The following is a 13,480-nucleotide window of genomic DNA, read 5'->3' as shown; positions in this document are numbered from 1 at the left end:
TATTTTAGTGATATGATAAAAAGGGTGATCACATTAATCTGTGATCGGGAAACCGTCTTGGGTTTATCAACTAAAAACCGTATGAGGATTGCCGGTTTCCTTTTACCCTTTTGTTTGATTTAAAAATCCATTCTTAATCCAAAAGAAATAGATCTCAGTGCTCTGGAAGACTGAAAGTCAGGATCCAAAGGATCATCGGTAGCTTTCCATAAAATTCCCAGATTGTTGGCATAGGTATAGAATTCCACAGACCGCAACGGGAGGCTTTTTAAGCTTTTTTGGGAAAGCCTATAGGAAAACCGCACATCATTCAAGCGGATATTGTCACCTTTCTCCACCAAAACCACTGAGTGTGTGTAAAAGTCCTCCCTGCGTTGATTGGCTGTCGCGGGAAGGGAGGGAACAAAGGTCGCCGCTTCATCTCCTGGTTTCATCCAGCGATTGTGATAATCTCCATGCTCTGGAAGCCCTCTAAGCAGATCATTGTAATTAATTGATCGCCTTCTGTAAAAATATCCAAACCGATAGGAAACATTAACAGAAAGTCGGAACCCTTTATAGCTCACTTCATTTCTTAATGCCCCAAAAGAAGTGGGTCGGGCAGAACCGTGGTATTGGAGATTGTCAATGGTGGCATTTTGAAACATCCTTAAATAGTCCTTACTTGGTTCTCCGTCCAAAAGCCCCATGGGATCACCGGAATCAGCATCCAACCCAGCCCAAGCATAAGAATATATACCATAAAGTGGCCGTCCTATGATTGGATAGGGCATTGAAGTATTGGCAATACTGAGGAGGTTAGCAACTGTTGGGATTTGTTCAAATTCTGTCACCTTTTCTCTGACGGAACTGTAAATCAGGTGGGAACTCCATTTGATTCCTTTTCTAAACCAGTGAGCAGAAAGTGTAATATCTGTCCCTCTCACTTGACTTGAGGCAAAATTCCCAGTTAAACTGGTTTGTCCAGATGCAGCAGGCAATGAGAATTCCCCGATAAGATCTCTCGAATCCTTAAGGTAATGCTCCACACTTCCCCCAAAAAATCCATTTTGGGTTTCAAAATCCAGTCCTAAATTAACGGTTCTGACTTTTTCCCATCGAAGCCTTGAATTGGGGGGATTTAATATCGCTGCTTCCCTCACTTGAGGAAGCAGATTTGAAGACAAAATCGACTGATATCTCGCAGTAAGCAATGAAGACAAACTCTTATTCACATTTCCCGCATATCCATAGGTTGCCCGAACTTTCAGAAAGGGCATTTTTGTGCCTTTGGCAAACTTTTCATCCGAAATAATCCAAGCCCCTCCTACTGACCAGAGTGGTACGCCCCGCATATTTGCCTCAACTCCGAATATGTTTGATTGATCTTTTCTGGCACTGACATTAAGGAAGTATCTATTTTCCAGTCCATAGCCCAGGTTGGCATAATAGGAGACGAAGCGATCCACTCTTCCTCCGTGAGAAATCCCCGATGGAATGGATGATCGCTGACCGGGATTATAAAACAAAGGATAGATAGTTCCAAAATCTACCGGGACACTTAGGCCAAGATCATCATCATACCCATAGTAGCGGCTTGCCCAATCCAAACCCTGTAAATCTCTCACTTCAAGGCCACCCAAACCGTTCAAACGGTGCTTTGCCTTCCATTCCTTTTGGTAGGTGAGCTGTGGCCTGAAAGTATGTGAGTAGGTATCGGATTGGGACACATCCAATACATCTCCGACAGGAACAGGTGTGAATAGACTTCCGTCCGTTCCTCTTTGGGTAAATCGGTTAATCAGATCACGGGTAGAATATACCGAGAGGGGATCCCGGTTTCTAGCCGTATTCATATTTCTCCAATACTGATAAAAAAACCCAACCTTGAGCTCGGGTGTAATTGCGTATTGGATGGATGGATTGATCCGTAAATCATAGGCTTGATTCCTTCTGTCCAGTGCTCCGATCTCCTCAAGCGGTACATAATTCCAATCCTGCAAGCCCATATTTTGAACAGAATTAACATACCGGGTACTGTAATTTCCTGCGATTGGAAGTGGATTGCCACTTGGATCGGCAATACGGTCATAGACGTACCCAGTAGGGATTACCGTTTGTGTCAGGGAATTCTGGTTGGCCAAATTGATCCCAAATCCGAGCTCCAGCTTATTCTTTAGTCCCCGCCACTGGTCACCCAAGCCGAGTGTCCAGCGATTGGATGAGTTCCCGATGACATCCGCCCGGTTCTGATCATAGCCGAGGGAAACCTGATAGGCATGACTTCCACTTCCTCCTGTGATAGACAATGCATACTGCTGATGCAGTGAAGGTTGGAGGTAATAGTCGGTGATTTGCTCTCTCAAATCTGAATTTCCATACAGCGTAAGCAAGGCATCCGCTTCTGCCTGGGTGATTTTTTTATCACGCAGCGCAATGAGTGTTTCCACTGCAGGTGAAAGCTTGGGTTTATTGACATTATTTTCATTGGATCTGTAAAACCCCCTACCGAAAAGGTCCTTCTCGATTTCGATGAAGTCGGCATTGTTCATTCTGGGCAGATAACCCAAATCCCGGTGCTCGGCCACCGTCACATTGGAATTGAGACTAACCTTCATCGGCTGACCGGCTCTCCCCTTTACCGTGGTAATGACGATTACACCATTTCCTGCCCTGGCACCCCAGATCGATGCAGCCGCCGCATCACGCAGGACGGTGATACTTTCCACGTCGTTGGGATTGATGTTTTCCAAAGGCCCATCATAAGGGAAATTGTCCACGATAATCAGCGGTGAAGTATCCGAATTAATGGTACTTCTGCCACGGATGGTGATGGGTTCGTTTCGCGCATAGATCCCCCGGTTAAAAACCAGTCCAGGAGTCACATCCTCCAGTCGGTCAATCAGGTTGGCGCTCACTCTTCGCTGTACAAGCTGGCTGTCCAAGTGGGCGAAAGACCCCGTAGCCCTTTCCTTCGGCAGGGATTGATAACCATCTGACACCACCTCTACCATCCCGAGTTCCTGTTCACTGGTCTTCATTGTAATGTTTAATGGTTCCGTCAGGGGAATTTCCACTTCGGACCTGAAATTTTCCATCCCGATGTATGAAACCAACAGGGTGTATTTTCCAAAAGGAAGATTTAGCTCAAAACCTCCCGCTTCATTGGTAATGGTGCGAAAATCCGTCCCATTCAGGTAAACGAGCGCTCCCGGCAGGGCCAGTCCATCGGTATCTTTAACCGTACCGTAGAGCTTGCCTTCAGTGTTTTGCAAGGCAATACTTTGTCCCGAGAGCAGGACAAATACAATCAAAATCAATAGATATATTCTCATAGTTATTGGGGTTGGGATGATGAAAAGGATAATTCTGAATTGTTTTGAGTCCGATTTAAGAGCAACTGAAGCTGCACGGGGCCCATTTTATCCAGTGTCTGTAGCCGGATTTTAGAATCCGGATCGATGATCATTTTCTGGGGAAAGGAATGGATCTTGTAGCGGTCAAGAACCCCAGTCCCCTTTTCTGCCCGTAGGTTGAGCATTTTGGGAGAAGTGTAATTTCCGGTGGCTAAACTGGTTTTCCAGGTTTCTGCGCCTCCATCTGCATTGACCGTCACCAGCAGGATATCTTCATTGGATTCCAACAATTCCTGCAGTGGCTTTAATGCCAACTGGTAATCATCCCTGCAGAATTTGCAGCCGGAGATCCAGAAATGGAGCAGAAGCGTTTTTCCCTGGTATTGGCGGAGGTCAACTTTCAGGCCTTCGATATCATAGAGGCCTTCGGAAAGAAATGGCCCCAATTGCACCTGATGGAGGTATTCCAGTCTGGACTTGATCCAGGGAGTACTTACCAGCCCGATACCAGCAAGTAAATAGGCATCCAGATTTTCTTTTAGCCGGTTGTAATTACTCAGCAGAAAGTAGCCTAAGAGTTCGTCCCTAATAGTTGTGGGATATTGAGTCAGCTGAACCAAAAGACTGTCAGCGGTAATCTTTGACTTTAGAATCTCCAATCTGCTGACTCCCTGCACAAGGAGCGGATGGGAGCTCCTGATTTGATCTAGTTGAAGTTCCTTGGACCAATCCAGAAAGGCTTTTCCTTTTTCTTTATCTGACGCGAGTTGATCGGCAATGCGTTCAGCTCTTTTAGCGGCGGTGCTTAGGATTTCACCCCTGATCCGGGAATTCAGCTTTTCCCGTTCCGAATCAGTCAACCCAGTAGAAGCATTTTTCAGAATGATGTAGGCAGGATGGAGATCAATGGGTTTGCTTAGGTATTCCTGTAGGTGAGACCAGCCGTTTTCTTTGGGAACGAGTACCTTCATCCTGACATGGATATCCGCTGCTTTAGTTGTAGCTTTTTGGTATGCCGTATTGGAAGCAGAATCAGCGAAGAGCCCTTCACTCCTATTGGCAATCAGAATGGGATCTGTATTAAACTTCTCTTCCTGAAAAGCCTGGTCCAGCAGGTATTGCGTCCTGTAATATGCTGCTTTGGGGCCACCGAAAAGCGCCTTTCCACTTTTTAGGTCAAATCTGATCCGAACCCGATCTCCCGCAGTAAAACTCCACTGCCCGGCAAGGGTCGTTTTATTTAAGGCAATGGAGATATAGCCTGTTTTTATTTCATCGGGCAATTCGACAGAAAATACCGCTGTGCCGGCACTGCCTTCGAAGTATGTTCCAATTTCTCTGATCATGGGAAGGGTATTTCCCGGAGTCACTGCAGAGGCTTCACTCAGGAGGTGCTCCCAGATAGTAACCCAAAGCGTGTCGGGCAAATCCGCAGCTGTGATTTCCAGATACAGCAATCCCTCGATTTCGGATTTGGGATTTCGGATTTCGGATGATTCTTCTCCACTTAGCTCAAGTGCAAGTTGTGGTGTCGCATCTGGTACGGCAGTCAAGTTTCTGTTGTCGTCATTGCGAGGAGCTCCTAAGAGCGACGAAGCAGTCTCAAGAGTAGAAACACCACTCCCTTTAAAGAGATTGCTTCGGCGGTTTTTGACGCTTAGAAGGTCATTTGAACCTAAAGAAACCTTCTCGCAATGACGCAATCCGGGGCCGTCACTGCGAGGAGCTCCTAAGAGCGACGAATCAGTCTGAAAATCAGGTCCACCGTCGACGGTCCACGGATTCGACAGGCTCACCGACCGCGGTCCACTGCTGTGGAGTGGTGAACTGGAGATTTCTGCCCCACTCGAATAATTGAGGAAAGTATCGGGAAGGATTGCTCCTCCCCGATTGGGGCTGTCTGACCTATGAAGAAGTTCAGCCCCGGGTGATCGCACAACTTTGCTCTGTGCTACGAGGTACCTCCCGACAAGGCATAGCAATGCCAGGAAGCATGTGAGTAGTAGTTTGTTCATGCTTTGAAGTGGTTAATGAAGCTGGAGGATTCTTTGGTCGACGGTCGACGGTCCACGGCTGTGAATCCATAGCAAATAGACCATGGACCATAGCGGGATTCAGGTAGAGATTGAGGCAATGCAAGTAACAATTGGCTATTTCTAGCTTCTTGCCTCTAATCAGACAAACCTACGCCACGGCGCACAAGTCTCCCACCCGACCTCGTTATCACGAATTGTCAGCTTCAGGTTAAGAAATAGATTGAATTGTCAGCGCGACCAGCTATTCAGAGCTTGCTGACCTGAGTGTATGGTAACCGATCTGCTCAAGGCTGCGCATCCTCTTGATCGGAAAAAAAGGAAATAATCAGGTAGGGTTTTTAATCACGTTCTTTTGAATCTGCTTGAAGGAGACCTGGACTCCTTCGGAAATGTAAATGTTGACTAGTGCTTTCATGATGGTGAAATATTGGATTTTGGTCGTAAACCATCTTGATACTATGGCTACGTCACTGCGAGCGGAGGTACGAAGCAAAGCAGTCTTAAATAGGAGATTGCTTCGTCGGTTTTTGTTCTTAATTAGGTCTTTTAGTCATAAAATGACCTTCTCGCAATGACGAATCCTTGATACATTAAAGAAATGAATCATTTCCACCATGCCATTCGGCAGCAATCTTAATAGGTCTGGGAGAACTCCCGTGTACATCGGGATCGTTTCGTCACTCCCGGATCAATAGTGGTAGTCCCGCACGTGCGGGAGCAATCTGGGAGAAAAAGTGTGTTAAGTTTTAAATCGGGTTTTTGGGTTTGAGCGGATAGATATGATCATATCCAACAATTCCCATAAATTTGGAAAACAAGGAACTGAGAAAGCTTATGCCGTCCAGAAAATCAGCTCTTAAACAGCTTATTAAGCCATTGGCGATTAAACCATGGGTAGTAAACTGCGCTGTGAACAATAGATTTTCGGACATTAGGTGTCAATATTTTCTTGCAGAATTTTGGATTTCTGTATTCGACTAAGTCAAAACTTGGCTATATTGAACTAAGAATCCTTACGAGCAAATATTCTAAAATTTAAAGAGCTAAAAAGCCTTAAATCGAAGTATCCTAGTTGAAAAAGAAGTAATCCACTCAAAAAACGCCTTATATGGAAAAACCACAAAAAATCATGCGGATCTTGAGGGAATCAAAGGAATATTCTCAGGAATACGTCGCCAATGTTCTAAACATCAACCAAAAAACCTACTCAAGTATTGAATCAGGCAAGTCAAAGCTAACCGTAGAAAGAATCAACCAGCTGGCAGACCTTTACCATGTAAAGCCAGATTATTTTCTATCAGAGGAGTTGCCAGTGATTAATTACAATACAGGTCCAAATAGTCACGGTGGAAATTTTAAAACTTATAATAATAACAGCAGTGAAACAGATTTCTTAAAATCAGTCTATGAAAAAATGCTCCAAGAAAAGAACCAAACCATTTCTAATCTGGAAAATCAAATAGAAAAATTAACTACAATCATTCAAGAATTAACCAAAGTAAAATGAGTTTAACAGTTATAGGATCTTTTAGAATTAGCCACAACTATGCACCAGAACATCTAGCTGCAGAATTGGATATCTCTGTTGAGGAATATTTAAAAATGGAAAATGGCGAGCAGTTGGTAACAACTGAACAAGCAGGAAAATTAGCATCTTTTTATAAAGTTGATCCTGCATTGTTCTTCTTAAAAGGATTATCTGTAACTAATTATAATCATGGACCAAATTCTCATAGTGGTCCGATTACAACCTATAATAACAATTACGGATTCAAAGAACTAATAGAAAAATTAATGATTGAAAATGATGAGTTAAAGAAAGAAATACAAAAGTTAAAATAAAGACTTTGGAAAACTATGTATCAATATTTAAAATAGAATGCTACAACCCTTTTCTGGAGTACCCAAAAAAGAGAAAAGGACAAAGTTTAGCTAAAACTCTCTCTTTTTAATCATATTTCCATTTAATTCATCGTTATTTTTTTAAATTAAAATCTGATTTTTACCAAATATTGATATCAAAAGTAGGTAACAGAAATTACAAAATTCATTCAACTAATCCAAGTATTGCAATATCAAGATTATCACCTTCTTTAGTAAAACAACGAATATTACATTTATGCCTTCTCGCTTTTTCCTCTAAATCATCTAAAGTTTCGCCACCTGAATAATAATATATTGACACAGAATTATGTTCTGGCATAGAATCAATAATTTGAATTAAGTCATCTCCAGTAGTTGCCCCCAAGTCATGGTCAACCATTATAAGATTTGGAGAATAAACATTGAGATCCTGATCAAGAGAATCACCGTTTTCTTTATGATGAACTACTAGTTTCTTACCTTTAAGTTTGATCTTTCCGTCTAAACTGTACATTAATGATTCAACATAAGTTGCATCATCTTCATAAATTAAAATTACAAATTGCTTCATATTATTTTTTTAAAAATGTAAGAATAAATTCTGCTCCATCAGCGTAATTGTTATTAACATATATATCTCCATGCATTTTCTCAATCAGTTCCTTTACATGTGTTAAACCTAATCCAGATCCTTCAGTAGTTGTAAATCCATATTCAAATATTTTGTCAACATTATTTTTAGAAATACCTATCCCATTATCTTTAATTGACAACTTTATTTCCGAATCAACGACTTGAAAGAACGAAATTTCTATTTTTGGATTATAAAACTCAGATTTGGTTTTCTCTCTTTCTGAAATACTTTTTTTTGCGTTATTAATCAAATTATCCAAAATAATTATCAATTCAATTGGTTTAAAAACAGTTATGAATTCTCTCACATCATGTTCATAAACTATCAATGCAATCTTTTTAGGCAAAAAAGGCTTTATAATATTAATAAAATATTGCTCTATAAAAGACACTAAATCCAATACAGAATCCTTTGCCTCAACTTTAAAATTAGCTTTTGTTGCAAATTTCGATATTGAATATATTTTATTCAATTCATAATTTAATTTACTAAATACGTTTTTCAACTCACCAGTTTCAAATGCCAAATTATTATCCAATTTAAAAATAGCTCCTTTTATGAAATTTTGAATAGTTCCTGTTGATATGCCAATATGATGCATCAAATTAACAACATCATTAAAGTCTTGAGATTTAACAGATTTTAAAAACAAATTTTGTGATTTTGTCTCTACAAGTTCTTTTCTTACTTCCTCTACTTCTGATTGTGCTTTTTCCTTTTCTACTTCTGCAGATTCTTTTTGCCGCACTAATTCCTGTAATTGAAATTGCAAGTCTTTAATAAGTTCTGTCTGCTCCTCTATTGTGCTTTGATAATTCTGAAGTTCCAATATAGCCTTTGAGGTGGCATCATTCGTGGTGAATTTAGAAAACTCCTTTAATTGCCTTTCAAGCTCCTCATTCTCTGAAGCTTTTTTTTGTAATATTTTATTAAGTGTATCAGCATCAATTTTTTTATTACTGAAATCTTCAATAAGCTGTTTAAATTCTCTTTCAGAAGTTTCTCTTTCCTCTTCAATTTTTTGAGTTATGAGATTTTCATTAATATAAAGTTCAATTACATCTATTGCTTTTGCAGATATTATAGAATGGATTGTCGTATAAATTCGATTATTTTTTGTTCTTTCATCCTCCCTGAAAATTAGTTCTTCTTCAGAAATTGCTCCTGAAATTATTTTTGATTCAATTTCCTTTAAAGTATTGCTCTCTTCGCCATCTTTGTTATCGTATATTGAGCTGTCCCAATTTAAACCTTCTACTACATATCTTTCTAACCTTCGAAATGCCTTGAAGAAAAAGCTATTATTTTTTGAAGACTGAACTAATTGCTTAAAATTATCATTTTTAACAATTCCTTCTCTGCTTGAAATGATTTGAAAATCATTCGATTCGTCCAAAATTTCTATTTGACCAACAATTTCTCTCAGACCAATATTTCGGCTATGTCCTTGCGCTTTTCTATGGTCTATTCCTAGCCAATCATTTTCATCATCTCCATATGGAGGAATTCGAAAACCATTTATAAATAAAAAAATGGAACCATAATCTACTGACCTTATGCCAGTTTGTTTAGTAAAGAAAGATTTAGCGTATGTACTAAGATAGTAAATAGTTGCTTTTGCATTTTTTACGTAAGGAAAATAATTGTTTTTTTCCCTTATCCAAAAAACCACCTCACCCTTATCTTTAAGTGTTGTTAGGGTTTCACTTCCACCTTTAGTGGTTTGTACTTCTATGGATGTTGTCTTAAAATCAAGTTCTTCAAAGATTCTATTTTCTACTATTCCAATGAATTTCTCATGCTTTTCTAATTCTCCATTTTCTTTTTCAAATTCAGGAGCATCTATCCATATACCAAAATCATTGCTTTCGAAAGCTTGATTAGGGTTTATAAGCTTTTCCAAATATTTTTTTAACTCAACAAATTTTGAAACATCCCAAGTTAAAAGCTTCCCTTTTTTGTCTAGTATTGTATAAGCCCACTTACTTCTTAATTTTATTATTTCAAGCAAAACACCATGTTTAAAATCTATAAAACCTAATTCTTGAAATTCTCTAGGAGTTAATATTTCATGGTGCAGGGGTATAGATTGAATCTCTGTATCTTCATCCTCAATCTCAAATTTTTTCCAATCTATAGAAAGCTTGATATAATTGGGATCACTTTTAGTTTTGGAATATAAATTTAAATATTCTCCAAGCCGATCACATGAAAATCTCCCAACCCCTTTGGCACCTGCCATTCTTCGGTTATGTTGAGTTCTATTTATCTTTTTTTCAGAATACGCAATATTCAGCCATTTATCACGAATATCTTTGATATCCATTCCTACACCATCGTCCTGAATTAATAATCTTGATGTTTTTATGGAGAAATAATCAGTGTTTTTATCATCATTTTCCTTAAGATTATAATATTTTACTTTAACTTGTTTAGCATCTGCATCGAAAGAGTTTTTAACTAATTCTAATATGGCAATATTATCATCATTGATAAGGTCTTTTCCAATAATACTTTTGAGTTGTACATTAGTTTTAAAAAACAGTTCATTATTATTCTTATTATCTCCCCCCAAACGTGAATTCTCTTTTAAATCTTTTATGTCCCCCATTTTAAATTAATTCTTTAAGTACAATGCCTGCTTGCTCACCAAATAAAGGGGGAATAGCGTTTCCAATCTGAGAATACCTAGGAACCTCCTGCGTTCTTCTTTTACCGCCTGTGGTATATTTCCCTTTAAACTCATAACTGTCTGGAAAAGATTGAATTCTAGCATATTCTCGAACGGTCATTATTCTGGGCTCACAATAATGAACATAGTCGTCAGGAAGCGTAGTAATTGTAGGAGTGGGTTTAGCAGCTTGCAAAATTTTTGTACTGCTCTTCTTCAATTGAAATCTCTCCCGGTATTCAGCGCTAGTAAGCTTCTCTTGCAAAGCTATTTCAAATCTACCCTGAATGGCTGGAGTATGCTTTGCAAATCTATGACTGTCAACGGGGCTATTGAGATGTTTGTATCTTCGGGCATATTTTTGATATTCAGATTCAACCTCTCCGTACATTCCCTGCTTGAAGTTATTTGTTTCTGAGGCTATTTCCCCATTAGTCTGCAAAAGATCAGAGATCGCATGCTCAAGGGTAGGATTGATAATCAGGTTGTTTCTTTTCAAAAACTCGTCTTTGTTCTGATCAATTTGCTCAAAGAACGTATTCTTATTGATCGTCGGGTTTTCAGCAAGAAATTCGTTTTGAATTCCAACAAGGATGAATCGAGTTCTTTTTTGCGGGATTCCATAATTAGAAAAGTCTATAAGTCTTCCCTTCACCGTATAATTCAAATTCTCAAGCTTTTCTACCACGTAGGAAGAATATGCTCTTCCTTTCGTATCATTATTTTTAAACCCAAGAGTAAACCCCCTTACGTTCTCGAAAAATATCAGCTTTGGTCTCACATAGTCTATAAAATTCACATAGGAATTGATGAGGTCATTTCTAGAATCATTTTCTACTCTTCTACCCGCCATAGAAAATCCCTGGCATGGAGGACCACCAGCCACAAGGTCAATTTTTCCTCTTAGCCCAATTAATTCCTCTGACTTGTTTTCGAGAACTTCATTAATATCATGGTTGGTTGGATCTAACCACCCCGGCCAATCGAAGTGCTTTTTCTTCTTTATTAAATTGTGTTCCAGCGTAGCGAAAGCATCTGGACTTTTCTCAATAGCAAAAACACCTTTCCAGCCGGCTTTGTGCAGACCCAAAGAAAGGCCGCCGCATCCAGCAAAAAGATCGATGTAGGTAGGTTTTTTCTCCATATATAAAACAACCCAAATTCATTTGAAGTGAATTCGGAACTATGAATTTTTACTGTCAATTTGTGTCAGGCTTCAAAAAAAGCGTCGTAAGTAATAGATTTTTTCCAACAAAGCTTGCCTGAACTAAGCACAAAATGCAGCAAAATTAGTGATTTTCAAAATTTTCAAAAAAAGTAAAGTTAGGTGATAATTAATATCCAGCTTTTCGTGTTTCTAGTTTCAGATATCCTACTGTTAACCAAGTAAATCGTACATCATTAATAAAAATCTTGCTTTTTTTTCCTCCTGCAATAATCTTAACCTCACTGCTATATCAAGCGCCAAACGGGCATGATTTATTCCATTGATTTTATTGCCACTGTTTGTTTCAACATTCGAAAGATTAAGGTGGGCCATAGCCTCACATCTTTCATCACCGATAGTTTGAGCCAGTAGCAAACTTGCCTTTATCAACTCCAGGGAAGCAGAGGAATTTCCCTTTTTAAAGTTGGCGATTCCCAAGTGACAAAGCATCGCACATTCCGATTGCTTGTTTCCGATCCTTCTCGCAATTTTAATTCCTTTATTAATCAACATTTCAGACTCAGCCGTGTGTCCTATATGGTTGTACACTGAACATAAATTGCCAATTGAGGTACAAATACTGAATTGATCTTTGATCTGTTCAGCAGCCAATAATGCGTCCTGAAACCTTTGAAGGGCTAAATCATATTCCAAACGGTTCCTGAAGATATGTCCCAGCACTTGGGATTGAGCAATGACTCCTTTTTGATTTGAAACCATTCGACAGCCTACAATAGAGTTTTTCAGATATTCCAATGCTTCATCTAATCGGCCTAATGCATTTAAAGCCATTCCTGCATTCCCCATCTCACTGTAAAAGGCTTTAAAATTTCCGGTTTCTTGTGCCCCTTGTTTTCCAAGTTCGCAATATTGAAGGGATATCTCATATTGGCTTATATCGAAGAACAATCTTGCTGGCAATATGTATTTGACAATATGACCATTTTCAAAAACAGAGTTTTCTATCCAGGACTCTACAATTTTTTCCCAGTTAGTTTTGCCTTGGATAACTTGATAATCCTCCTCTAAAACAGTATTCCATAAAAGGTTACAAAAATGATTTGCATCGATAGTCACCTTGAAGCCAGGGTGAAATTTAAAAGGAAAATCATCGCCGCACTTACTCAGTTCTTTGATGATGGGATCTAGCTTTCCGTTTTTATGTTCAACAAAAATAATTTCGCTCTTGTCTTGGGCTACTGCTTCAATCTGAGGCGATATATCAAATATGTCAGAACAACTGTAGCCAATTACAATGACCACATCATTAAACTTTTTGCTAAAAAACTCCTTCACCAATTGATTTCGATGCATGGAAGAATCAGACCCTGCAACGATATCCAGAGTTATTCCTATTTCCTCCCTATCAGTAACGCAGCCATGCAGTTTGATGAGCTTTGGCTTTTCAATCGCCCAATAAAAATTTCTGAAATCTTGTTCGGTATGATATTTTTCGAAATCTACTCCCTTCTCAAAACCTTCACTGACCAAGGCTTTTTCAATCAAAAGGTCAAAATTGGTAGTACAAATTGAATTAAGGACTCCCTTCTTTAACAACTTCCCATACAAGACGTGATGGGAATTAGGAACTCCTAATGCATACGCCGATTAAATTGACCCCCTGTCGCCGCTGGAAATTGACCCCCTAGAGTTACTTGGATTTTTGGGTCAGAAAAGTGGAATTCTGGAAGGCGAAGTTAAAGGTTGGCTTGGTTAATTTTTCGCTTTTTTCGC

At 39.3% G+C, this 13,480-nt stretch carries 9 protein-coding genes; 2 read left to right on the top strand and 7 right to left on the bottom strand.

Going from position 1 to position 13,480, the window contains the following annotated elements:
* Positions 1-119 precede the first annotated feature (119 nt).
* The 3 genes from Q8M62_RS03325 to Q8M62_RS03315 all read right to left on the bottom strand — a co-directional run bounded on the left by Q8M62_RS03325 (position 120) and on the right by Q8M62_RS03315 (position 6,303).
* The gene (locus Q8M62_RS03325; protein WP_304899571.1) at positions 120-3,314 is read right to left on the bottom strand and encodes a SusC/RagA family TonB-linked outer membrane protein; all 3,195 of its coding nucleotides are present in this window, start codon (positions 3,312-3,314) and stop codon (positions 120-122) included.
* A gap of 2 nt (positions 3,315-3,316) precedes the next feature.
* The gene (locus Q8M62_RS03320; RefSeq protein WP_304899570.1) at positions 3,317-5,350 is read right to left on the bottom strand and encodes a TlpA disulfide reductase family protein; all 2,034 of its coding nucleotides are present in this window, start codon (positions 5,348-5,350) and stop codon (positions 3,317-3,319) included.
* A gap of 767 nt (positions 5,351-6,117) precedes the next feature.
* Positions 6,118-6,303 (bottom strand): hypothetical protein, encoded by a 186-nt coding sequence (locus Q8M62_RS03315; protein ID WP_304899569.1) that lies wholly within the window; start codon positions 6,301-6,303, stop codon positions 6,118-6,120.
* A gap of 176 nt (positions 6,304-6,479) precedes the next feature.
* Between Q8M62_RS03315 and Q8M62_RS03310 the strand changes: the two genes are divergently transcribed.
* Both Q8M62_RS03310 and Q8M62_RS03305 read left to right on the top strand, forming a co-directional pair.
* Positions 6,480-6,878 carry a helix-turn-helix domain-containing protein gene (locus Q8M62_RS03310; RefSeq protein WP_304899568.1) on the top strand — a complete coding sequence of 133 codons (399 nt, stop codon included), beginning with the start codon at positions 6,480-6,482 and terminating at the stop codon, positions 6,876-6,878.
* Positions 6,875-7,213 carry a helix-turn-helix transcriptional regulator gene (locus Q8M62_RS03305; protein WP_304899567.1) on the top strand — a complete coding sequence of 113 codons (339 nt, stop codon included), beginning with the start codon at positions 6,875-6,877 and terminating at the stop codon, positions 7,211-7,213. The genes Q8M62_RS03310 and Q8M62_RS03305 overlap by 4 nt, the downstream gene beginning before the upstream one ends.
* 205 nt (positions 7,214-7,418) lie before the next feature.
* On the opposite strand, the gene Q8M62_RS03300 is transcribed toward Q8M62_RS03305, so the two are convergent.
* The 4 genes from Q8M62_RS03300 to Q8M62_RS03285 form a co-directional block, all read right to left on the bottom strand.
* A complete protein-coding gene (locus Q8M62_RS03300) occupies positions 7,419-7,805 on the bottom strand; it encodes a hypothetical protein (RefSeq protein ID WP_304899566.1) in 387 nt (128 codons plus the stop codon).
* 1 nt (position 7,806) lies between these two features.
* Positions 7,807-10,479 (bottom strand): ATP-binding protein, encoded by a 2,673-nt coding sequence (locus Q8M62_RS03295; RefSeq protein WP_304899565.1) that lies wholly within the window; start codon positions 10,477-10,479, stop codon positions 7,807-7,809.
* Between the two features lies 1 nt (position 10,480).
* On the bottom strand, positions 10,481-11,683 hold the full coding sequence (locus tag Q8M62_RS03290; RefSeq protein WP_304899564.1) for a DNA cytosine methyltransferase: 1,203 nt from the start codon (positions 11,681-11,683) through the stop codon (positions 10,481-10,483).
* Between the two features lie 234 nt (positions 11,684-11,917).
* Positions 11,918-13,303, bottom strand: coding sequence for an SIR2 family protein (locus Q8M62_RS03285; RefSeq protein WP_304899653.1), 1,386 nt, complete (start codon positions 13,301-13,303; stop codon positions 11,918-11,920).
* Between the last annotated feature and the right edge of the window lie 177 nt (positions 13,304-13,480).

It is taken from the genome of Algoriphagus sp. (assembly GCF_030694375.1).
Classification (GTDB): Bacteria; Bacteroidota; Bacteroidia; order Cytophagales; family Cyclobacteriaceae; genus Algoriphagus.
This window is presented reverse-complemented; position numbering and strand designations above follow the sequence as displayed.